This is a genomic window from Brevibacillus borstelensis, from assembly GCF_003710865.1.
In the GTDB taxonomy this organism is placed as follows: Bacteria; Bacillota; Bacilli; order Brevibacillales; family Brevibacillaceae; genus Brevibacillus; species Brevibacillus borstelensis.
In genome coordinates, this window is sequence record NZ_RHHO01000032.1 from 1 (window position 1) to 21,150 (window position 21,150).

At 52.2% G+C, this 21,150-nt stretch carries 20 protein-coding genes; 9 read left to right on the forward strand and 11 right to left on the reverse strand.

Annotated elements, in window-relative coordinates; all coding sequences use genetic code 11:
• Nucleotides 1-130: 130 nt before the first annotated feature.
• Both brnQ and EDM54_RS15640 read right to left on the reverse strand, forming a co-directional pair.
• Complete coding sequence (brnQ, locus tag EDM54_RS15635) at nucleotides 131-1,465, reverse strand: branched-chain amino acid transport system II carrier protein (RefSeq protein WP_122958437.1); 1,335 nt, start codon at nucleotides 1,463-1,465, stop codon at nucleotides 131-133.
• A 202-nt stretch (nucleotides 1,466-1,667) separates the two neighbouring features.
• Nucleotides 1,668-2,591 carry a DNA-3-methyladenine glycosylase 2 gene (locus tag EDM54_RS15640; protein WP_031932130.1) on the reverse strand — a complete coding sequence of 308 codons (924 nt, stop codon included), beginning with the start codon at nucleotides 2,589-2,591 and terminating at the stop codon, nucleotides 1,668-1,670.
• Nucleotides 2,592-2,698: 107 nt separating this feature from the next.
• Here EDM54_RS15640 and EDM54_RS15645 point away from each other — a divergent pair, with 107 nt between their 5' ends.
• A complete protein-coding gene (locus EDM54_RS15645; RefSeq protein ID WP_024985414.1) occupies nucleotides 2,699-3,277 on the forward strand; it encodes a spore coat protein in 579 nt (192 codons plus the stop codon).
• A 74-nt stretch (nucleotides 3,278-3,351) separates the two neighbouring features.
• Here the strand turns inward: EDM54_RS15645 and EDM54_RS15650 are convergent, their stop codons facing one another.
• A complete protein-coding gene (locus EDM54_RS15650; RefSeq protein ID WP_003391092.1) occupies nucleotides 3,352-4,272 on the reverse strand; it encodes a proline dehydrogenase family protein in 921 nt (306 codons plus the stop codon).
• A 236-nt stretch (nucleotides 4,273-4,508) separates the two neighbouring features.
• On the opposite strand from EDM54_RS15650, the gene EDM54_RS15655 reads away from it, so the two are divergent.
• Genes EDM54_RS15655 through EDM54_RS15665 form a run of 3 tightly spaced genes read left to right on the forward strand, consistent with a single transcriptional unit; the run spans nucleotide 4,509 to nucleotide 8,683 of the window.
• Entirely contained in the window at nucleotides 4,509-6,230 is a 1,722-nt protein-coding gene (locus tag EDM54_RS15655; protein ID WP_039071422.1) for a sigma-54 interaction domain-containing protein, read from the forward strand.
• A 1-nt stretch (nucleotide 6,231) separates the two neighbouring features.
• A complete protein-coding gene (locus tag EDM54_RS15660) occupies nucleotides 6,232-7,377 on the forward strand; it encodes a winged helix-turn-helix domain-containing protein (RefSeq protein ID WP_024985412.1) in 1,146 nt (381 codons plus the stop codon).
• Nucleotides 7,378-7,432: 55 nt separating this feature from the next.
• A complete protein-coding gene (locus EDM54_RS15665; protein ID WP_122958438.1) occupies nucleotides 7,433-8,683 on the forward strand; it encodes an MFS transporter in 1,251 nt (416 codons plus the stop codon).
• A gap of 59 nt (nucleotides 8,684-8,742) precedes the next feature.
• On the opposite strand, the gene EDM54_RS15670 is transcribed toward EDM54_RS15665, so the two are convergent.
• Nucleotides 8,743-9,363, reverse strand: a complete 621-nt coding sequence (locus tag EDM54_RS15670) for a PilZ domain-containing protein (RefSeq protein WP_122958439.1) — start codon at nucleotides 9,361-9,363, stop codon at nucleotides 8,743-8,745.
• A 118-nt stretch (nucleotides 9,364-9,481) separates the two neighbouring features.
• Between EDM54_RS15670 and EDM54_RS26515 the strand changes: the two genes are divergently transcribed.
• The gene (locus tag EDM54_RS26515; RefSeq protein ID WP_003391083.1) at nucleotides 9,482-9,655 is read left to right on the forward strand and encodes a YlaF family protein; all 174 of its coding nucleotides are present in this window, start codon (nucleotides 9,482-9,484) and stop codon (nucleotides 9,653-9,655) included.
• A 10-nt stretch (nucleotides 9,656-9,665) separates the two neighbouring features.
• Here the strand turns inward: EDM54_RS26515 and EDM54_RS15675 are convergent, their stop codons facing one another.
• From EDM54_RS15675 to EDM54_RS15685, 3 genes are all read right to left on the reverse strand, one after another.
• On the reverse strand, nucleotides 9,666-10,721 hold the full coding sequence (locus EDM54_RS15675; RefSeq protein WP_003391081.1) for a tetraprenyl-beta-curcumene synthase family protein: 1,056 nt from the start codon (nucleotides 10,719-10,721) through the stop codon (nucleotides 9,666-9,668).
• A gap of 158 nt (nucleotides 10,722-10,879) precedes the next feature.
• Nucleotides 10,880-11,800: a response regulator gene (locus EDM54_RS15680; protein ID WP_003391078.1), complete on the reverse strand. Its 921-nt coding sequence runs from the start codon at nucleotides 11,798-11,800 to the stop codon at nucleotides 10,880-10,882.
• Nucleotides 11,801-11,804: 4 nt separating this feature from the next.
• Nucleotides 11,805-13,082: a sensor histidine kinase gene (locus tag EDM54_RS15685; RefSeq protein ID WP_003391076.1), complete on the reverse strand. Its 1,278-nt coding sequence runs from the start codon at nucleotides 13,080-13,082 to the stop codon at nucleotides 11,805-11,807.
• Nucleotides 13,083-13,277: 195 nt separating this feature from the next.
• Here EDM54_RS15685 and EDM54_RS15690 point away from each other — a divergent pair, with 195 nt between their 5' ends.
• From EDM54_RS15690 to EDM54_RS15700, 3 genes are read left to right on the forward strand one after another with little or no spacing between them, the layout of a single operon-like run.
• A complete protein-coding gene (locus EDM54_RS15690) occupies nucleotides 13,278-14,291 on the forward strand; it encodes a TAXI family TRAP transporter solute-binding subunit (RefSeq protein ID WP_122958440.1) in 1,014 nt (337 codons plus the stop codon).
• Between the two features lie 7 nt (nucleotides 14,292-14,298).
• Entirely contained in the window at nucleotides 14,299-14,829 is a 531-nt protein-coding gene (locus tag EDM54_RS15695) for a DUF1850 domain-containing protein (protein WP_003391073.1), read from the forward strand.
• Nucleotides 14,810-16,771 carry a TRAP transporter permease gene (locus tag EDM54_RS15700; protein WP_031932127.1) on the forward strand — a complete coding sequence of 654 codons (1,962 nt, stop codon included), beginning with the start codon at nucleotides 14,810-14,812 and terminating at the stop codon, nucleotides 16,769-16,771. The genes EDM54_RS15695 and EDM54_RS15700 overlap by 20 nt, the downstream gene beginning before the upstream one ends.
• A 178-nt stretch (nucleotides 16,772-16,949) precedes the next feature.
• Here EDM54_RS15700 and EDM54_RS15705 read toward each other — a convergent pair whose 3' ends face one another.
• Both EDM54_RS15705 and EDM54_RS15710 read right to left on the reverse strand, forming a co-directional pair.
• Nucleotides 16,950-18,074 (reverse strand): cation:proton antiporter, encoded by a 1,125-nt coding sequence (locus EDM54_RS15705; RefSeq protein WP_003391068.1) that lies wholly within the window; start codon nucleotides 18,072-18,074, stop codon nucleotides 16,950-16,952.
• A 169-nt stretch (nucleotides 18,075-18,243) separates the two neighbouring features.
• A complete protein-coding gene (locus EDM54_RS15710) occupies nucleotides 18,244-19,101 on the reverse strand; it encodes a CvfB family protein (RefSeq protein ID WP_228006766.1) in 858 nt (285 codons plus the stop codon).
• Between the two features lie 361 nt (nucleotides 19,102-19,462).
• Between EDM54_RS15710 and EDM54_RS15715 the strand changes: the two genes are divergently transcribed.
• A complete protein-coding gene (locus tag EDM54_RS15715) occupies nucleotides 19,463-20,242 on the forward strand; it encodes an undecaprenyl-diphosphate phosphatase (RefSeq protein ID WP_003391064.1) in 780 nt (259 codons plus the stop codon).
• Nucleotides 20,243-20,413: 171 nt separating this feature from the next.
• Here the strand turns inward: EDM54_RS15715 and EDM54_RS15720 are convergent, their stop codons facing one another.
• Entirely contained in the window at nucleotides 20,414-20,620 is a 207-nt protein-coding gene (locus EDM54_RS15720; RefSeq protein ID WP_003391063.1) for a hypothetical protein, read from the reverse strand.
• 56 nt (nucleotides 20,621-20,676) lie between these two features.
• Entirely contained in the window at nucleotides 20,677-21,039 is a 363-nt protein-coding gene (locus EDM54_RS15725) for a toprim domain-containing protein (RefSeq protein ID WP_024985408.1), read from the reverse strand.
• Between the last annotated feature and the right edge of the window lie 111 nt (nucleotides 21,040-21,150).

The following is a 21,150-nucleotide window of genomic DNA, read 5'->3' on the forward strand; positions in this document are numbered from 1 at the left end:
TGTGGTGCTATCTAAGACTTCCAGCACTTCGTGCTCAATTTTATTGTTATGAAAGAAGAAACTCCAACATATTGTGGGGTTTCTCGACAGCCTGAGGCACACCCGATTAGGGTGTGCCGTTTGTTTTTTCCTAGTAGATGGTTCTCTGTTTCGCACTTCCCTGGCGAAGGCTTCCCCAAAGGTAGCCAAGCATTCCTCCGACGATTGCGGGCAGAAGCCAACCGATCCCCTCCGCGTAAAGCGGCAGGTGTTTATACAGCGCAGTTATCGCGTCCATCGGAACGCCGAGCTGCTTCAGTCCATCCGTCAGGCTGACAGCTGCAGTAGTGACGATTGCCCCGATGTAAACCGAAGAATATCCTCTGAATACCCGGTGCAAAAAGGACAGCAGCATCAGCACGATTGCCAGCGGATAGATGGCAACAAGCACTGGTACGGACAAGGCAATAAGCTGGGTCAACCCTACATTGGCTACGGCTGTGCTGAACACGCACAAGACCGCGACCATCGTTTTGTAAGATACAACCGGAAAGCGATCCGAGAAAAATCGGCTGCAGGCAGTCACCAGACCGACCGATGTCGTGATGCAGGCGAGTGTAACAGCCAGGCCAAGCAGCAAAGATCCCATCGAGCCAAACAAGTATTGGACGACAGCAGTCAGGATTTGCCCTCCGTTGTCCGAGGCACCCAATGTCTTGCTGGTAGCGCCAAGGTAGCCGAGCGCCAGATAAACCAGGGCCAGGCCGGTTGCCGCAATAATGCCGGCTTTGATCGTAGACAGAGACAATTTCGCGCGGTCAGTGATGCCAAGTTCCTTGATCGCAGTCGTGACGACGATTCCGAAGACCATTGCAGCCAGCGCATCAAGGGTCAAATACCCTTCCAAAAAGCCTTTGAAAAACGGTGTCGATTGATATGCTTCGGCAGGTGCTCCCACATCGCCGATCGGATGTGTCACTCCCTGGAAAAACATGACCGCAATAATCAGCAGAAGCGCCGGTGTCAGAATTTTCCCGATGCGATCCACCAATTTCGACGGATGCAGGGAAAGCCAGTAGGTCAGGGCAAAGAAGACCACGGTGCAGATAAACAGCGGTACCCAACTGCCTTTCACCGACTCGGGCAAAAACGGCAATACCCCCATTTCAAACGTAACCGTCCCTGTGCGGGGAAGCGCCAGAAACGGGCCGATCGCCAAGTAGACGACAACCGTAAACAGTACGCCAAATACCGGATGAACGCGGCCAGCCAGTGCGGACAGACTCCCTCCGCCGAGGCTGACAGCCACCACGCCCATCAGCGGCAGCCCCACTCCGGTTATGATAAAACCGAGCATGGCAATCCAGACATTTGTCCCGGCGGATTGCCCCAATGCCGGTGGAAAAATCATATTCCCCGCTCCGAAGAACAAGGCAAATAGCATGAGTCCTATCGATATGGTTTCCTTTTTGGATAATTCTTTCATATTTTCCTCTCCAATTGCCTTTCTTGTTTTTAAATTTTGCGAAAGTTTTTTATAATGTAACTGAACACAGATTATAGTACGTATTAAGATCTTTTTCAAATATATTTTTTTCCAACACACGGACAAACGCTGTCATATCAACAAAAAAGCCTGCATCCGATCAAGCGGCTTGCAAGCTTTGCTTCACTGACCGATTTGGTGATTACCAGGCTTCTTTCCGCTTCAGAGCCCCGACTGTTTCCCATACGTACAAGGAGACATAGCTGCGCCAGGGTGCCCAGCTCTCCCCGATCCTTCTCATTTCAGCTTCATCCGGTCTTGCCTCCAACTGGTAAACAAGCTGCATCCCGTTTTTCAGTCCGATATCTGCTACAGGAAGCAGATCGGGCCGCCCCATGCCGAACATCATCATGCACTCGACAGTCCACTTGCCAATCCCCCTAAGCGGGGTAAGCGTGGCCATAATTTCCTGCTCGTCCATTTTCCACAGTCCCTCCAGGTCTACACGGCCATTCACGACCGCTCGTGCCAGATCGATGATGTATTCCGCTTTTCTCTGGCTAAACTGCAGGGGACGCAGTGCCTCCGGCTCCATGACTGCAATCCGGTCAGCGGCGGGAAAGGCATAGTGGAGAGTGCCCTCTGCATCCTGGACGCTTTCACCCGCAAGCTCCAAGAGCCTCTCGGTCAATGTCGCTGCAAAAGCGAGGTTGATCTGCTGCCCGATAATCGTCTTGACCATCGATTGAAACAGGTCGTCATCCAGTACAAAACGCAGTCCGCGAAACCGTTCTGCGAGCGGAGCCAGTTTGGCATCTGCCTGCATAAGCGCGTAGAGTGGAGCCAGATCCACATCTGCACTGAACATATGCCGGATGTGTTTCTCCAGCCCCGCTGCCTCGGCGGCACTCAATGCCGCGCTTGTCTCCCAGGAAAGGCTCGGATGGTCCAGCTCGCCTGTGAAACGGATGCTGGCCAAAATGGGACGGTTGTTTACACGAAATACCCGCTGAAGCGATTTTTGCTCGAAGACTACCTTTATTTGCGGGTCGGGATGGGTCTCAAGCCGCCTTAAAAGCCGCTCAAACGAATAGGGGGCCTTTAGTTGAATGATTTGGCTGCTCACGGGTAGATTACACCTCTCTTTTCAATCCATTGGAAAAATGAAACAGGAGCAACTGGGCATACTATGACAGGCATTTGCCGGACTACTGCCAGAAGGAGAGATTTTGCATGCGCCTTGCCTCTCATGAAGCAGCCGAATTAAACGAACTGCTGATGAGCTGCACCAACTCGATCCAAAGCATGGCCTTGTTCATCAACCAGGCTCAGGACCCGGAGCTGCGCTCGATGATTCAGCGCCATTACTCGGTTCATGTACAAGACTACAACATGAAGGTAGAATTTGTCACACAGCAGATGGGCTCCCGCGATCAATTGAATGTCCCGGCGATTACAGGACAAGCCTTCACACCTGCTCCCGGCCATCAATATCAGCCGATACAGCCCCAAGTAAAGCTTGCTCAACTGGATGACCGCGCGATTGCCACCTCGTATCTGCTGACGTTGAAGCGGGCAGGACGGGAATACGCCTGGTCAGCCTTTGAGACGACGACTCCGCAGCTGCGCATTTTCCTCGAGGATGCATTCCGGATGTGTTCCCATCAATCGTTTGAAGTGTGGCAGTACATGGTCAAAAAAGGCTGGTACGCCGTCACGATGGCACCTCCGCAGGCTGTCTCGACACTCGGGCTGGTGTACCAGCAGGTTCCGTATCATCAGCCGATGGAAGCCTATCAGCAACAGCCATAAACGGCAAAAAACGCACCCTTTGTCCCCTTTTTTGGAGACGGGTGCGTTTTTGCAAAGCAACGATAGCTGTCCGATTACTTCGTGAACATCCCTTTCAAGACAAAAGCAACGTTAGCCGGGCGTTCTGCCAGACGGCGCATGAAATAGCCGTACCAGTCGCTGCCGTATGGCACGTATACACGCATCTTGTAGCCTTCGCGCGCCAGATCGATCTGCGATTGCACACGGATGCCGTACAGCATCTGGAATTCAAATTGCGTGCGCGGAATGTTGTATTCCTTTTCCAGCTTTTTCACGTAGTCGATGATCGCGTCATCGTGAGTGGCTACAGCAGCATAGCAGCCATTCAGCAGGTGCTGCTTGATGATTTTTTTGTAGTTCTCATCCACATCGGCTTTGTTCGGGAACGCCACCTCAGGCGATTCCTTGTACGCCCCTTTTACGAGACGCAGGTTGACCTTTTTCTCTTTTACACCCTCGATGTCAGCAGCGGAATCGTACAGGTACGCCTGAATGACAGTTCCGACGTTGTCGTAATCCTGCAAAAGCTCGTGCAGGATTTCCAGGGTAATATTTTTATGGGCATAGTCCTCCATATCGATCCGGACAAAAATATTTCCGTGGTTCTTGGCATAATCGAGAATGCGGCGCATGTTGGTCATGCACAGCTCGCGGCTGATATCCAGACCGAGACTCGTCATTTTCAGAGAAAGGTTGCAATCGACACCGGACTTGTGAATCGCTTCCAATGTTTTGATGCAGTAGTCAGCCGACTCATTTGCCTCTTCCGTGCTGAATACGAACTCGCCCAAATGGTCCAGCGTGCAGACAAGCCCTTTCTGATTCAATTCGCGGACCTTCTTGATCGCCTCGTCAATCGTTTCACCCGAAACAAAACGGTTGGCTCCGAACCGCAACCCCCATTTTTTCGCAGCAGCATTCAACGCTTTGTTCTTGGAAAGGAACAGGAAAAAGTCCTTCATAAGTTGTTCCATCGTAAATCTGTCTCCTCCTCAACAATACATCTGCGAGATTTTATTAGCATAAACCGTGCCAACACCACAAATTCGAAAAAAACAACAATTTCTTTCCTGGTTGTTCACCATTTTTACACATATGTACAGAATGTGTTTATTGTTGTACACTTTTGCTTAGACAAGATCCGACATAGACGTACATGAGAAAATTGAAACCGTTTTCCTATCTCTTAGTGTGGATTGGAAGTGAGGATTTGAAACCGCTGTTTTCATTGGATGCCCCTATTTCCAGCCTGGCAAAGCCCATCGACCCTGCTCTGGTCAGTATACGCGAGGGAATCACGCCGGGTGTAGGGTTGCTGCGGATAAACGATCAGGAGTCGGCCGTGCTCCTCTTGCCGGAAGCGATGTCTATGGCTGATGCCGGAAAAAGACTGTTGGCTGAAGCCGACGACAGCGCCTTTGCGCCCGACATTGTCATCCTCAACAGCGAGGGCCATGTGAGCGGATTTGTGGAAGCCAGGCGCTTGCTTGGAGCCTTCGTCTCCATCGCCGGCAATCAGGCGATCCTGCTCAAAACCTTGCTCGATACGATGAGTGAAGCGATCACGATCGTGGATACCGATAACATCGTCCAGTATTGGAACCCCGCCGCCGAAAAAATTTATGATATCGACCGGAGCCAGGTGGTCGGCACCCGTCTGGACGTGCATTTTGCCAGCGAATCGATCCGTCTGCTGGATGCCCTGCAGCAAGGGGAGACCGTCTATCGCCTCTACCACGTTCCGAGGCCAGACCGCCATGTGCTGATCAATGCCGCTCCCATCCGCCGGGAAAACGAAATCATCGGCGCCATTTCGATCGAGCAGGACATTACCGAACTGGTCCGCTTAAATGAGGAGCTGGCCCATACGACTGCCCACCTGCACAACCTGCAGCAGGAGATGAGCCGTTTTCATCCTGCCGACGATCCGTTTTTTCCGATCAAAGGTCACTCCGCCTCTATCCAGACTGCGATACAGGCTGCCCGCAAAGTGGCGCAGACGGATGCAACGGTCCTGATAAACGGCGAAAGCGGTGTAGGGAAAGAACTGTTCGCCCAGGCGATTCACCAGGCCAGCCGCAGAAGAGACAAACCGTTTATTGCGATCAACTGCGGCGCGATCCCTGCAGCGCTGTTCGAAAGCGAGCTGTTCGGCTATCAGGGCGGCGCTTTTACAGGCGCGGAAAAGAAAGGAAAGCCCGGGAAGCTGGAGCTGGCCCATGGAGGGACGCTGTTCCTCGACGAAATTGGAGAGTTGCCGCTCGAGCTTCAGGTGAAGCTGCTGCGCGCCCTGCAGGAGCGTCAATTTTATCGCGTCGGCGGTACGGAACCGATCACGGTCAATACCCGTATCGTCGCCGCTACCAACCGGAAGCTGGAAAAAATGGTCGCAGACGGGCTTTTCCGCGAAGACCTTTACTACCGGTTAAACGTCTTTACACTGGAAATCCCATCCCTGCGCGAGCGGCGCGAGGACATTCCCGAGCTGGTGCAGATCTTTCTGCACGAGTATGCAATTGCTCACGAACATCCGGTGCCACGGGTCTCCCCCGAAGTGATGCAAGCCTTGTACGACTACAACTGGCCGGGAAATATCCGGCAGCTGCGCAATGTGATCGAGCGGCTGTCCATCCTGCAAGAAAACGGTTTGATCCTATACGATCAGCTCCCCTCCTCGATCAGGATGCAGCAGCTCGAACAGCCTGTCATTCCGCAGCCGAGGTTCTCTTCCGCAGACAATCATCCCATCGCTTCTGCGTCGTATGCTGCATCGCGCCCCGGCTTCGAGCATGGCGGGAGTGAAAAGGAGCGGATTCTGGCTGCATTGGAACGAACCTACGGGAACAAAAAAGCGGCCGCGGTTCTTTTGGGATTTTCCCGGGGAACGCTGTACAACAAAATGAAAAAATACGGAATTGACGAGGGATTCTGAAGTGGAGACGCTCCATTTTTACGATGAAGCTTATGAAGTGTGCCTAAATAGCGAGAGAATTGCCCTTTTGCCAAAGGAGTACGCGCTTTTGCGCTTTCTCTTTACCCGGCGCAATCAGGTCTTCCGCCGCAGCGATCTGCTCGATCTGGTATGGGGACAAGACGAGATGCCGACGGACCGGACAGTGGATGATCACGTTTATCGTCTGCGCAAAAAACTGCATGGGTGGCGGCATCTGTTGACCATCGAGACGGTGCGGGGGATGGGCTACCGGCTCACCTGGAAAGAGCCGAAAGGGCAAAATCTGCTCGAGAACAATCCTGAATTCGCGGGACATGTCAGGCACATGCTGGAGATGTATCACGGTCTCGGGATGGGGGCTGCGATGCAAACGCTGTCGGCAAACAAGGACGTGCTCGGGTTTGAGCTGGACCCGTTCTACGCTGTTTATTTGCGTTTTGTCTCAGGGGATTTCCGGTGGTTTTTGACCACATCGGACCTCCCCTTCAACGAGAAGCTGTTCTATTTGGCCCATCTCTACTTCATTGCAGAGGAAGACTCCGCAAAAGTATTGGACCTCTACAAGCGGATCGTTGACGGCAAGCAGCAGTTGCCAGGCTTGTGGGAAGAAGAGCTTCAGATCAACATGATTTCGCTCCTCGTTGAGGCCAAGCAATGGCAGCAAGCTGCCGACCAGATTCAAAAGGTTGAGAAGATTGTCGCCAGAATTCAGTCGCCTAGCTATACGTTGACCTTTCTGTTTCAGCACATCTGCTATCTGCTGGATCGGCAGGATGTAGCCGGGGCAGAGGAAGCCTTTACGCAAGCAAACGCTTTGCTCGCTGCAAAACCGATGCAGCGCGAGCAGGGAATGCTGGTCATTTTAGAAGGCATGTGGCAATATCTGCAGGGTCTTCCTGAACAGGGGCGGCTGTCTTTGGATAAAGGCATCGAGATTTTGCAGCGGACCCGCTTTATTCCCCACTACCTTTTTGCTGTCCGCAAAATTGACCGCTTCTTTCAAGCCTTCCCAGTCGACAGCGTCTGGCAGCAGAAGTACAAAAAAGAGTGGGCCCGGGTAAGCGAAGAGTACCAATTTCCACTTCTGCGGCGTCAATTAGTCGATGTCTTTGCCCGCCATCTCTGATATTGCTCTGACAATTCCCCCTTATACTAACGTCAAGGAAAAGGGGGAATTGTTCATGATGCTTTTGAAAAACCGCGTATTTGCCAAAATGTTTGCCGCTTACGGGCTTTCTACGCTGGGCGATTGGTTCGATTTCATCGCCCTGTCCATGCTGCTCGGCTACGTCTGGAAAGCCGAACCGATGACACTCGCCTTGCTGCCTCTGGCGTACGCGCTGCCCAGCGTTTTTTTGAGCCAGTTCGCCGGGATTGCCGCAGATCGTTTCGGCAAGCTGAAGGTGATGATCATCACGGACTTGATTCGATTTGGTTTGACTCTTCTGTTGATCCTCGCGCCCAACCCCTGGTGGCTGCTCGGCATCGTGCTGATCCGCTCGACGGCTGAAATCTTTTATGCTCCAGCCCATCAGGCGCTTACCCGTCATGTCGTTTCTGAAGACCAGCTGCTCCAGGCGGCTTCGCTGAACGGGAGCGTGTTTCAGTCGGGAAAGCTGATCGGTCCGCTTTTGGGCGGGATCGCTGCCGCCTTTGTCTCGCCTGCTGTCTGCCTTCTGATCAACGCGCTCAGCTTTTTGGGCTCTGCTGCCTGCTTGCTTGGGATCGGGAGCATACGCGAGTCTGCGCAGGGGGAAACCAACACCGCAGAGACCCCGGAACATACAAGCTGGATCGCGACCTGGCTGGAGGGCTGGCGCATTCTTTTGCACAACCGTACGCTATTTTTTAGTACGCTCTTTTTTCTCGTTTCGCTCACGGCCATCCAGCTCGTTGACGCGCAGTTTGTCGTCATCCTGCGTGAAAAGGCACCGGGTCAGCCCGAGCTTTTGGGCTATATGATCAGTGCGATTGGAGTAGGAGCTTTGCTTGCCGTGATGTGGCTTTCCCGCTTAAAAGAGATTGTTTCGTACGGCTGGGTCCTCGGCGGAGGCGTGCTTTTGATCGGCGTCATGGTAACGTGGGCCGGCTTGTACCAGCCGAGAAGCGGGGTCTCGTGGCTCTTGCTCGCGGCTTTCCTCGGAGGGATTGGAACAGGTCTTGCCTCCGTCGGCTCCAATTACCTTCGGCAGAAAGAGACGCCAAAGGAAACGATCGGCCGTGTCACCGGCATTCTCGATTCACTTAGCAGCTCTATTTTTATCATCGCGCCGCTGCTCGGCGGGGCCGTCATTCAAACATGGGGGGTAAGCCTGAGCTTTCAGTGGACGGGTATACTCATCGGAGGCATCGGCGCAGCTGGCATCCTCCTGCAGAAAGTCATTTGGAAAAGAAAATCGGTACAAAGCGAAAGCCTGCAAGGCTGGGGTTGAGAAAGAGTTACAATCAAAAAAATTGGTCCACCAGGAACCAATTCAGACGTCTGCTTATTTTATTCTGGAAAGAAATGGCGTCGCTCTTCCAGTTGTCTCTGCAGGATATACTTGCGCAGAGCATGGAAGTAACGCGCTTGAATACGGACGATTTTACAGCCGTAAAAGTAAAAGCCCCCTTCCATTCTCTCGTGTATCACCTGCAGCTCGGCCAGGACCACGCCGTCTTCCCGATGGCGGCCGTACAGTTCTGTGGAAAAGGTGATCGTTTGTTCGCGCGGGATTGGCCGGTCCACACGCAGGGCCAGTCCCCCCAGACTCAGGTTGATCAAGGCCACCCTCTGTGTATGGAGAGAAAATCTATGCTGTCCGGGGTCCGCTTTATACCTGATCCATCCACTCATATCGACGTCGAACCTGGGATACCGACGCCTTTGTTCGCGAAATTCGATCACAGTCGGGGAATGGAAAAGAAACAGGCGATTTTTCTCTTTCGCCACAACGACCGCCTCAAAATTACTGATTGTCTCGTAATTATCGGTCATTAAACATGGCAGCTGATCGCCCACCACTACCTCTGTAATCTCAGGGAAGACGGCTTCGATCAAATCACCTTCTTCATAGATGACACTGCCTTCGAACAATTGCTTTCCTTTTTTTATTTGTAAGAAGCTGTCCATCCGAGTCTCCACCACTTCACGTAAAGATTTGCTGCTTTCTTCCATGCTAACGGAATTCAATCATTTTCAAGGAAAATAAGGTATAATGGGAACATTGACAGATAGGAGGTTACGACCGATGAATCGATATCAATGGGTTACCTTAACGCTGGCTCTGGGCGTAGCAGCCTGCTTCATCGGGGTTGGTGTCGCTATCGGTGAACGCAGCCCGCTGGGTGTCATCGGAGGAATCCTCGGTGCCTGCGCCCTGATGGGGTATGGCTTTTCGTACAAGCGGAAGCACTTGCGTTAAAACCGAGACCCTACCGCCTGACGAGCAGACTATTCACGTAGAACAATACTGAAGGCAACCCCCTGGCCTGTTTCAACAGTTCTCTGGCAATGGTGTATATGCGCGGCTGGTTCCGGTTTACCTTGCGATCAACCAGGTAAAAGGCGACCAGTCCGTCTACGATCATACGGTGAAAATCCGGATTGGGCAAGCGGTCTACGCTTGCCTTTGCTTGCTTGATAAAATGCCGCAGCCGCTCGGTAGCTTCCCGCTCGGAAGTGTAGTAGCTGACAAAATTCAAATCTCCGCCGAGCCGATCCTCTTCCATATCAATCAAGTAATCAAGCAAAATATGTAAGCCGCTGATCCAGGGAAAGTACGCCCCGTTTATCGCAAGAATTTGCTCATCCGGGACATCCTCGTCCGTCGCCAAGCAGAACAGCGCAAAGATGTTGATCGTCGATCCCGTTACCGCAGCGAATTCCTGCCAGTACAGCTCGGAATTCTCTTCCTTGTGCTCATCCCACCAGGCGAGCAGCCGCGCTTCCCGCTGATCGTGAGCAATATGCTTGTACACTTGCAAATCGCTGTATAGACGAGACAATCTCAGAACATGCGGCTTGATTTTCTCATAGCCGGACAGTTGTGCCGTATACCGCTGACAAGCCAAAACCAGCTCCGCGAGAAAACCGCTATCGTCCTTTTCGTCCCGGTATCGATAATAGTCCTGCAGCGGCGCTCCCGGCGTCAGCGCATCCTGCATGGATACGTGAAGCTGCCGGAAGTCAACGGGATCCAGCGACGTACTCCGGTCGCACAGGTTGTCCAGATAGTCGCTGATCGTCTGGTAGGCCACGATTAGCGGTACAATCACTTCGATGTGAGGTACTACCTGTGCCGCGTAAACACATCCTCCCTGACAGTGAAACTTCTTGCTTTCCATGCTAGCCATCGCCTGTTTGCGCAATTCCGGGTCCTCAATTCTTTGGGCCCGTCCATACCAAGCGTCAAACTCCCGCTCCAAAACCGGCTGCACATGGCGATACATCCGATACAGCAATTGCCACGGATGTCGTAGCTCCCTCACGCAATTCCCTCCTAACCGACAGCGCGATTCCGCCGTGTCACATGCCTTTGCTGCCTGATCGGCATGCGCAGGCTCTCTTTCTATTAATAGTGCTATCTTACCATAAATACCGGCATGATCAAAAAGATTGGACGCTTACGCCGCCTCGTTCTTTATTGTTATCCCATCAAGCGCTTTGCTTCCAGATAAAGCACCAGCATAAACTTTTTTGTGTTGATTTTCGTCGACGACGGGCCGGGCTCGATCTGGTTTTCCAGCTCCCTCATCCGCTTGCGCACTTCGGTAAAATCAAAAAAAGTGGAGGCGTAGGTCTCGAATTTCGGATTCGCGTAGTCAGTCAGTCCAAGTGAGGCCAGATGGGAAAGCGCCTGGTAAATCGCCCGGCGTACCCGTTGCTCCGCCGCTTTTACTTCCTTTTGCAGTTCATAGCCGCTCGCCTGATCGCCCAGCTTTTTTTGCGCGACAGCCAAAAAGATTTCTTTTAATGCAGGGAATTTGTAAACGCCTGTTTGCATACCTTCTTGACGATGGAGATAATCGAGCATTTCCAGCAGGTCCTTGCTTCCGCTCTCTCCGATCATGCCCAGCTCGGTCAGCAAAAACTTGCCAGGTGTCTGGATTGTCTTCTCGGTAAACGGCTGTTCTCGCGGCTCTCTTGCCGCACCGCCCTGGAGCACGCTGAGCGAGCGTTGAATCCCTTCAATGGAACGCTGCAGCAAGATCCTCTCCTGCACTTTTTGCAAGACGCTCAAAACCTCCAGACGGTTGATCGGCTTTGTAATGTAGTATTCGATTCCAAGCGAATACGCCTCCGCGATCATTTCCTTCGACTCGATCTGGGAGATCATGACGATCCTCCCCTCGAAGCCGATCAGCTGCCGGATCGTTTCAATCCCGTCGCGGTTCGGCATCAGAAGATCGATCAAGAGAATGTCGACCTGTTTCAATCGCAAAAAATCTCCGTCAATTTGCGAGCCGTCTTCTGCTTCTCCCGCTATTATTCCCAGATCGGCATCTTCGATAATGTGAGCGAGCATCGAACGCACCGCCTGATCGTCATCCGTGATGAAGTAACGCATGCTATCAACCTTTCTGGACCAGATTTGCAACCGGCAAACGGATCGTAAAAACCGTTGTGTACCCGTCCGTTCCTTCCAACAGCTCCACCTGTCCCCGCAAGTTATCCGCGACTTCCTTGACATAGCAAAGGCCGATTCCCGTAGAAGGATTTCCTGACACGTCGTATTTGGTCGTAAAACCGGGCACGAAGAGAAGCTCCCGATTCTTCGGAGTAATGCCGGGACCATCATCCTTTACTGTAAAAAGAAGAAACTGGCCTTCTTCCAGCGTCACAGTGATGGCGATCGCACCGCGCTCGCGGATCGCTTCCACTGCGTTTGCTGCCAGATTGTTTAAAAGGGACAATGTCGTAAATATATGGCAGGCGAGGAAAGGAACATCCACCCGATAGGTCAGCCTGATATCCTTTCCGAGCAGCCTGGCGTACTTTTCGTTTGCCCGCACAATCACTTTCAGCAGTTCGCCCAGAGGCATGTAATCCCGGTCGTTTTCGTCCGAGATGAGCTTGGAGAGGCCTGCATAGATCCGCTGGTTGTCCTTTTTCACTTCGTGCACCTGTCCGGCAATCCGGAGCGCCTGCTTGGCGTAGCCCTTTCCCTGTCCGTCCGTTTCCTTTAGTCCCCGATAGAGCTCATAGCAGTCTCTGGTGATCTCCTCCACATCCTGGAGCGTCTTTTTGAGATGAATGGACTCCTCGTACAGGCTGGAAACGAGCATGAGCATGTGCTCATTTCGAGTGCGCTGCTGCTCCTCCATCCACTTGGCCTGCCGAAGCTGAATCATATTGAAGAAGCTCAGCACGAAAAAGCTGCGGATCAGAGCGATTACGGCGACAGAGCTGATCACTTCCCACTGAAAAACGGCATCCCACTGCGGAGAGCGGAAAGCCAGCTCGACCAAATTGGCGGCGATTTCGGCAACAGTAGCGAGCAAACCGACTGCTAACGGAACATGATGAAGCTGATTGACGCGAAACAGCGCAAAAATAACCGAAAAAGTGACGTAAAAGAAAAAAGCAGGAAGATGCATCTGGAACGATGCGAGCAAGTCAAAAGGCTCATCGGCGATCCAATCGAGTCCCAGCCGAAACAGGATGACCATGCATCCCGTAAGCGGCCCACTTATATAGGAAGGGATTTTCCTCAACCATAGCAAAAAAAAGAAAAAGGCCGTCGTTCCAAAGCTGATCCGAAAGTCATCCTGAAACGGGTGAAACTTCAGTTCTCCGGCAATAGGGACGGCTATCAGCATCAGCAGCAAAATGTATACGCTTTCTCTCATAATCGTTCGCTTTCTTTTGTCGAATGGTTTCGACATTTATTTTACTATATTTTCGTATAGTTTTTTGTAGTTTTTTATAGGTATGCGCTTACACTGCTTGATGGTAGTACCTTTGTCTTCGCATAAATATTGTATTCTTGCGAAAAAGAGGTACTATAGGAAATGAACAGATATTTTAAATAAGGGGGAATTTTCATGAAAAAACGCAGTCTCCTTCTTTCTCTGACACTGCTTCTGACCATGTCTTTGGTCACAGCCTGTGGCGGCGGTGGCGGAAACAACGCCCAAGGCGGCAATGGTGGAAGCACCGGCGGAAGCGGTGGCGGAAGCAACGATCCTTCCCAGTTGATCATCGCAACCGGCGGTACCGGCGGAACTTACTATCCTCTGGGCGGCGGTATGGCTGACCTGATCGGCAAAAATGCCGGCGTAACCGCTACGGCGCAAGCAACTGGAGCTTCGGCTGAAAACATCCGCCTCATTCGCGACAAGAAAGCTGATATCGCTTTCACGCAAAGTGACATCGCCGATTACGCCAGCAAAGGCGAAAATATGTTCCAGCAAGATGGCAAAATCGATGCATTCCAGGCGATGGGCGCTCTCTATAACGAGACGATCCAAATTGTTGTTTCCAGCGACAGCAACATCGCAAGTGTAGCTGACCTGAAAGGCAAACGCGTATCTGTAGGCGCACCTGGAAGCGGTACCGAGATGAACGCACAGCAAATTTTGGAAGCATATGACCTGAAGTTTGACGATCTGCAACTGCAGCGCCTCTCCTTCGCTGATTCTGCGAAAGCAATCCAGGACGGCAAACTGGATGCGGCATTCCAAACTGCTGGAACTCCAACCGCTGCGATTACCGAATTGGCTGCGACCAAGGGCGTAAAAATCATCCCGATTGACGCAGACAAGATCGATGCGCTGATCGCAAAATATCCGTTCTATGTAAAAACAACAATTCCGGCCAACACGTATCAAACGGTTCCGGAAGAGATCAACACTGTTTCTGTCAAAGCCATGCTCGTCATTCGCGCTGACCTGAGCGAAGATCTGGTGTACAAAGCGACCAAAGCGATCTTCGAAAACACTGACAAGCTCGGCCATGCCAAGGCAAAAGAAATCACCATTGAAGAAGGACTTGCCGGCGTGAGCTTGCCTGTACACCCTGGCGCGAAGAAGTTCTTTGAAGAAAAAGGCGTAAAGTAATTACCCTATGTTTCTGCAAAAACAAGTAGGAACCGGGAAAGGGCGGACGTCGTTCCGCCTTTTCTCCTTACTGTGTCTCATCGCTGTGCTTTCACTGGTTGTCATCCCCTTCTTCCCGTCTCTGGTCATCCGCGACACGGAGACAAACCGGCCGATCTGGAGCGGCCGCATCGAAGAAAATGGCACATTTTCCATACGTTGGACTCATTCCATTCACCGCACGCCCGTGGTAGAGACCTACCTCATCCGAGACGGGCACATCCTTTTATCCGAAATGTCTTTTCAGGATTACGGCATTGGCATGGAAAGCGAACTTGCTCCCGGAGAAAAGCTGATCAGCCAAGACGGCCAGTTTCGCGTTGTCAATATGAATCGCGCCTTCCCTGCCTTGCACCTGTTCATCGGTCAGGTGAGGGCTAATCATACACTGCTTTTCGCTGGAAGGGAAATACCGCTCGCAAGCGTCGACAGGCCGGGAGCGGCCGTTACCATTCAGGTGGAGAAGCGTTCCATTTTGAATGAGATTGGAGGGTACTAGATTGAGCACACAAAATATGAGTCAGCAAGAGATGGACCAGCTAATTGCTCAGTACGACAAGGAATCGGCCGTACGGAATTACATCGGCCCGATGAAATGGATTACCTTTTGTCTGTTGGTTTTGTTTACGGTTTATCAGCTAGTCAGTACGATCTTTTATGCCCTGCCCCCGCAAATCCACCGTCCGATTCACTTGGCCTTCGGTCTGGGTTTGATCTTCTTGTTGTATCCGCTCAGCACGAAAAGAAATAACCATAAGATTGGCATTTTCGGAATACTGCTGGCAGTCATCGCCTTTGTCCTCCCTCTCTATTGGGTATACGATTACGAGGGACTGGTCGTACGTACGGGGAACTTTACCACGCTCGATCTGGTAATCGGCGGTATCGCCATCGTACTCGTACTGGAAGCTGCTCGCCGCGTTGTCGGACTTCCGATCGCCATCATCGCCTCTCTGTTTTTGCTGTACACATACTTCGGTCCGTATATGCCCGGTTTCCTTGAACACCGCGGAAACGATGTCGACCGGATCATCGGCCACTCGTTCTTTACGCTGGAAGGGATTCTGGGCACACCGCTTGGCGTATCATCTACGTTCATTTTTCTGTTCATCCTGTTTGGGGCTTTTCTTGAAAAGACTGGCGTAGGGCAATACTTCAACGATCTCGCCCTCGTCGTCGCTGGGCGCCGCATTGGCGGACCGGCAAAAGTGGCGGTCTTCTCCAGCGCTCTGCAAGGAACGATCAGCGGCAGCTCGGTCGCAAACGTAGTAACTTCGGGGTCCTTTACGATTCCCATGATGAAACGCCTCGGCTACCGCAGTGAATTCGCCGGTGCCGTCGAAGCCGCTTCATCTACTGGCGGACAGATCATGCCGCCAATCATGGGGGCGGCAGCCTTTCTGATGTCCGAGTTTTTGAACAAGCCTTACTTCGAAATTGCCAAAGCAGCTGCACTTCCAGCCATTCTCTACTTCACCGGAGTTTGGATCATGACCCACCTGGAAGCAAAACGCCTCGGCTTGCGCGGGCTGAAAAAAGAGGAATTGCCCGATAAAAAAGAAGTATTGAAACGGATTTACCTGCTTTTGCCGATTTTTGTGATCATCTTTACCTTGATGAGCGGTGTTTCACCTGAGATGTCCGCCATTATCGGGATTGCTTCTACGGTTGTCGTAGGCGCCTTCCGCAAAGAGACACGCATGTCTATTTCCGATATTCTGGAAGCCTTCGCTTCCGGCGCCCGGACGGCGTTGGGGGTAGTTGCCGCTACCGCTTGTGCGGGAATCATCGTAGGTACAGTCACCCTTACCGGTATCGGTCTCAAACTGGCAAACGGTCTGATTGATATGGCAGGCGGCATTCTCTTCCTGACCCTGTTCTTCACGATGATCGCTTCGCTGATTCTTGGTATGGGTACGCCAACGACAGCCAACTACATCATTACGTCGACGATCGCAGCACCTGCCTTGATCCAGATGGGTGTTCCCGATCTCGCCGCTCACATGTTTACGTTCTACTTCGGTATCGTTGCGGACATTACGCCGCCTGTCGCCTTAGCGGCCTTCGCCGCCGCCGGCTTAGCCAAATCAAAGCCGATGCAGACCGGGGTACAATCGACCAAGCTGGCGATCGCCGCCTTTATGGCTCCGTACATTTTCGTCGTCTCACCGCAATTGCTGTTGATTGATACCACCTTTATGGAATCGCTCTGGGTAATGATTACTTCTGTACTCGGCATGATTGGTGTCGGTGCCGGAATTATCGGTTTCTGGATGTCCAAATTGAATCCGTTGGAGCGCATCCTGGCAGCAGCCGGCGGCATTCTGGCTGTTATTCCTGGATTGACCACGGACATTGCCGGTCTCGCTCTTCTGGCAGCAGTCTTCGCTTATTCCATTTACAAAGGGCGTAAAGAAAAGCAGGTTACTGCATCTGCCTAAAAAGCGAATAAACCAACTGCATGTTTACGAAAAGCGGGCTCCTCTTTTAGAAAGGGGGCCCGTTTTTCGTATCAAGTTGAGCATAAATGATCAGGTCTGGCAAAGCTTGATCATCAGCAGCCGTTTTTTATCACCCCGGCATTCTCTCAGGGCTTCATTCTCTACGGCCTTCACTTTCTCATGCCTTGAAAAACGCCTTCATCATCGGCGGGGTTACCACCGTTGTTACTAACACAACGATCACGATGACCGGAAACAACTGCTCCGCCAATAGCCCGCTTTCCAGTCCGATTGCGGCAATGATCAATGCCACCTCGCCTCTGGAGACCATCGCCGAGCCTATGCCAAATGAGCTTCTCCAGTCAAATCCGGCAAAAAAGGCGCCGACAGCCGAGCCAAGCAGCTTTGTCAATATCGCCAAAAGGCTGAGCGCTGCAATGACCCCTATGTAGCTGCCAAGTCCTTCGAAGTCGACCGCGATCCCGATAGAGGTAAAGAAAACAGGCACGAATACCGAGTAACCAATCGTTTCCACCTTTTCGAACACTTCATGCTTGAAATCGGTCAGGCTGATCGCCACTCCCGCGATATAAGCTCCAATAATATCTGCAACACCTGCGTATTCGGCCATTGCGGCATAGAGAAAACAGATGATCAAGCCTGCAGAAATCACCGATTCTGTCACGCGGAGAGGGGCAAATCGTCTTAGCAGCCAAGGAACGGCGATCCACCCCAACAAAATGGCGACCACAAAAAAACCTGCCTTTTTGGCAATCAGCATGCCCAGGTTCACTTCGCCTCCGGCCGCACTCATGAGAAACGCCAGGATGATAATCACCAGAACGTCATCGATTACAGCGGCACCCAGAATGGTCATGCCTTCCCTGGACTTTAATTTGTCCATCTCTTTAAGGGCTTGCACGGAAATGCTCACACTTGTCGCTGAGAGCAGCAGTCCGAGAAAGATCGCTTCAAAGGTCGACATATCCAGAAACAGTCCGGTTGCATACCCCAGCGAGAGGGGGACGATGATGCCGATAACGCCTACATAGGCGGATGCCTTGCCAGTCCGCTTGAACTCTTCGATATCCGTCTCTAGCCCAGCGAGGAACATAAGCAAAATAACGCCGATTTCGCTGAGCTCATCGATAATTTCCGTGCTTGTGATGATGCCCAAAACCGCAGGGCCGAGGATAATCCCGATCAGAAGCTTTCCGAGAACCGATGGCTGTCCGATTCTGGCAGCGAGATCACCGGCTATTTTCGATGCGAGCAAAATAATCGCCAGCTGAAAGATAATCATGCGTACGACCACCACTCCTCCATGCCTAGCTTTTGAAATCGGGACCATTATTATGTCCAGATTCAGCTATCGAGACTTGGCAAATACAGCAATAGGCAACGCCGCGATTCCAAAAGAAAAACGGGCTCCTTTTTTAGAAAGGGGGCCCGTATCGTGTGAGATATGTTTTTCAAGAATGAGGCGGTGTGGGGATGTCCACCAGTCTCGTCCATCCATTTGCCTGCTCTACTCTCCGCTCTTTCATCAATTTTCCCAGCGCTCGTTTGAAGGCGGATTTGCTCATGCCAAACTTCTCCTTGATGACATCGGCAGGCGTATCATCTGTGTACGGCATAGCGCCATCCCGATTGCTCAAATACTGAAGCAGCTTGTCGGCATCTTCTCCGTACTGCACTTCTTTGCGAACGCGCATCGATCCGTTGATCCGTCCGTCTTCGCGAACGTAGCTGACTCGGCAGCGGATGGACTGGCCCAAGCGGAGGGGTTCTGTCATTTCGTCCCTGTGAATGAACATGACGTGCTCTTCCTCGGTGAATAAAAACGCCCCGGCCGCAATTACTTTGTAGACTGTTCCCTCGACCCACTGATTGTGCATCTCGCTCGTCGCTGGTACCGAGATTTTGGTGATTTCTTCCTCTGTGACCGGCTTGGCCAAAAGGCGCCCCAGCTTGTCCCGCTTCAATGTAACCAGCAGCCTGTCGCCGATCCGCGGCCACTCCGCCTTCAGCTTGGGCAGATCATCTGTGAACAGGAGCAAGTGCTTTTCGATGCCGTTGTCCAAAAATACGCCCATCCGCGGCATAATATCCACTACTTCCAGCCAGCCGTATTCATTCAAGCCTACATAGGGCATGTCCATGGTGGCCGCCAGCCGATTCTCGTGGTCATGATACAGAAAAACCTCTGCTGTGTCGCCTATGGAGAGCCTTCCTTCCGCTTCTCTGCGGTGGAGGAACACTTCATCTTCTCCGGCTCGCAGAAAGTAACCCGGCTCGATCTCCCTTTCCACGGTCATGGTCAAGAGCATCCCTGCCTGCAATCCGGCGGGAGGCGTGTAGGCCTTCTTTTTTGCCGCTGAGCTGATCAGCCTGCCGCTCAAATCGCGCAGCGGCCGTTTATTTCGTTGACTCCGCTGGTCTGGACGATTCCTTTGATTCCTTGGGTTTCGTTGGTTCATTTTCGTTTATCCTCGCTTCCGTGCATGTGCACCCTAACTATACCTATTTTCCTTTGGTAAATTCCACAACTTTTTACAACAGACAAGCACGATCCAGTGAAAAGAGGCAAGTCTCCCTTTTTCCCACATACATATGGTGTACAAGGGGGCAGTATTTTGTCCTTTTCCCCCTAACAACAATGTACATGTAAAGGATGGGAGCGAACAGACGATGTTGGTTTTGCTTGAGCATATTTTTCTCGGAATCGTACAGGGCTTAACCGAATTTTTGCCGATTTCCAGTACAGGCCACCTGGTTTTGTTCCGGATGCTGTTTGATATGCAGGAAGCCGGGCTGCTGTTTGATACCATGCTTCACTTTGGCACCCTCATCGCGGTGGTGATCGTCTTTTGGTCCGAGGTTCGACACGTTTTATTGAATCCGACCGGCAAGCTGGCACGATTGCTGTTCGTCGGAACGATTCCTACGGCCGCCATCGGTCTTCTTTTTGAGGACTTCTTTGAAGAAATATCACGGACTGGTTTGACGATCGGCTGGGAGTTCCTCGCTACTGGAGCGATCCTGTGGGCGGTAGAATCCATGCGCAGAGGAACCCGCACCTTTGAACAAATCACCTACGCCGACGCCCTGATAATCGGAACGCTGCAGGGTGCCGCCATTTTGCCTGCCATCTCCCGTTCCGGACTGACTATCGCAGGATCACTGATGCGCGGGATTGCCCGTGCGGATGCGGCCCGTTTTTCGTTTCTCCTGTCGCTCCCGGCTATTTTGGGGGCATCGGGTTTGCAAACGGTGAAGCTGATAAAAACTCCACTGGAAACAATCGATCTCATACCGATGATTGTAGGAACGGGATTTGCTGCAATTGCCGGCTATGTAGCCATTCGCTGGATGCTGAAAATTATCAGCAACGGTTCGATGAAGGGCTTCGCCGTCTACGTATGGATACTGGGAGCCGTCATCCTTGCCATGCAATTCATGGGACATTGATCGGACAGACAGGTGGCCGTGTAACAGGGTCCGACCTGTCTGTCCGACCGCCATGCAGCGCCGCCACACAGCCTTGCAACGGATCGAAACCGCATCAAGCGGCCTGAAAAACGGCATCAAAACGGCCTCGAAACGGCATGAAAAAAGCCGGCCCTAAGCCGACCGACTCCTTCATTTGCTTTCTTCCCTGTCGTCATAACGGCTGGCGACCAGTTTGGCTACAAGCAGGACAATCCCGTAAAACGCCGTGGCTAACAGCGAGGTAGCGAGCCAGGTCGCCGTTCCCAGAAACAGATACAGCAGTGCGTGAGCGGCAAAGATGCCGATCAACCAGACGAACACATTCATTCGGTTTATAAAGGACGCCAGGCTGTGCAAACTACGACACCTCCAACAAGAGCATCTCTTGTTGTTATTGCCGTTCCCGACTGAAGTTATCCCCGCCCATAATCACTTTCCTCATTTCCCCCAACCACCGAAAAGCCCGCCCGCTCGAGGATGTTTGCCAGCACGTCCAGCGGAGTGTGCGCCACCTGGGCGTAAAGTGCCTGGGTATGCAGGTGAGTGGCATTCGGAAAATCCTCCTGCAACTGGGAGCGCAATTTCTTGCCGCTGTCATCCTCGTCCGTAAAGATGTAGATCTCTTCTTCCTCTTCCAATTGCTCTTCCAGATGGGCAGCTTTTTCGGCGCTGTATGACCCGTACGTACAGACGATCAGGACCGGCTCCGCCAATACTTTTCGGAGCCTTTCCCGGTCTGTTTTTCCCTCGACGATAATAGCCCGTTCGTGATCCATCCCGGAGGCCTCCTTTCCCGGTTGTTCCACAAGTTATTTTATAGACTTAGTATACCTTACTTGTGTAAAGCGGGAGCAATATTGCGGCAAAAAGTGGCTGAGTAACGAGGT

What these genes read in the sequence shown, in the direction of transcription:
- brnQ (WP_122958437.1), bottom strand. Translation starts at nt 1,465, where the DNA reads ATGAAAGAATTATCCAAAAAGGAAACCATATCGATAGGACTCATGCTA.
- EDM54_RS15680 (WP_003391078.1), bottom strand. Translation starts at nt 11,800, where the DNA reads ATGCGTTACTTCATCACGGATGACGATCAGGCGGTGCGTTCGATGCTC.
- EDM54_RS15705 (WP_003391068.1), bottom strand. Translation starts at nt 18,074, where the DNA reads ATGATTATCTTTCAGCTGGCGATTATTTTGCTCGCATCGAAAATAGCC.
- EDM54_RS15650 (WP_003391092.1), bottom strand. Translation starts at nt 4,272, where the DNA reads ATGGAACAACTTATGAAGGACTTTTTCCTGTTCCTTTCCAAGAACAAA.
- EDM54_RS15685 (WP_003391076.1), bottom strand. Translation starts at nt 13,082, where the DNA reads ATGAGAGAAAGCGTATACATTTTGCTGCTGATGCTGATAGCCGTCCCT.
- EDM54_RS15690 (WP_122958440.1), top strand. Translation starts at nt 13,278, where the DNA reads ATGAAAAAACGCAGTCTCCTTCTTTCTCTGACACTGCTTCTGACCATG.
- EDM54_RS26515 (WP_003391083.1), top strand. Translation starts at nt 9,482, where the DNA reads ATGAATCGATATCAATGGGTTACCTTAACGCTGGCTCTGGGCGTAGCA.
- EDM54_RS15710 (WP_228006766.1), bottom strand. Translation starts at nt 19,101, where the DNA reads ATGCTCTTGACCATGACCGTGGAAAGGGAGATCGAGCCGGGTTACTTT.
- EDM54_RS15725 (WP_024985408.1), bottom strand. Translation starts at nt 21,039, where the DNA reads ATGGATCACGAACGGGCTATTATCGTCGAGGGAAAAACAGACCGGGAA.
- EDM54_RS15670 (WP_122958439.1), bottom strand. Translation starts at nt 9,363, where the DNA reads ATGGACAGCTTCTTACAAATAAAAAAAGGAAAGCAATTGTTCGAAGGC.
- EDM54_RS15695 (WP_003391073.1), top strand. Translation starts at nt 14,299, where the DNA reads ATGTTTCTGCAAAAACAAGTAGGAACCGGGAAAGGGCGGACGTCGTTC.
- EDM54_RS15700 (WP_031932127.1), top strand. Translation starts at nt 14,810, where the DNA reads ATGAGATTGGAGGGTACTAGATTGAGCACACAAAATATGAGTCAGCAA.
- EDM54_RS15715 (WP_003391064.1), top strand. Translation starts at nt 19,463, where the DNA reads ATGTTGGTTTTGCTTGAGCATATTTTTCTCGGAATCGTACAGGGCTTA.
- EDM54_RS15665 (WP_122958438.1), top strand. Translation starts at nt 7,433, where the DNA reads ATGATGCTTTTGAAAAACCGCGTATTTGCCAAAATGTTTGCCGCTTAC.
- EDM54_RS15645 (WP_024985414.1), top strand. Translation starts at nt 2,699, where the DNA reads ATGCGCCTTGCCTCTCATGAAGCAGCCGAATTAAACGAACTGCTGATG.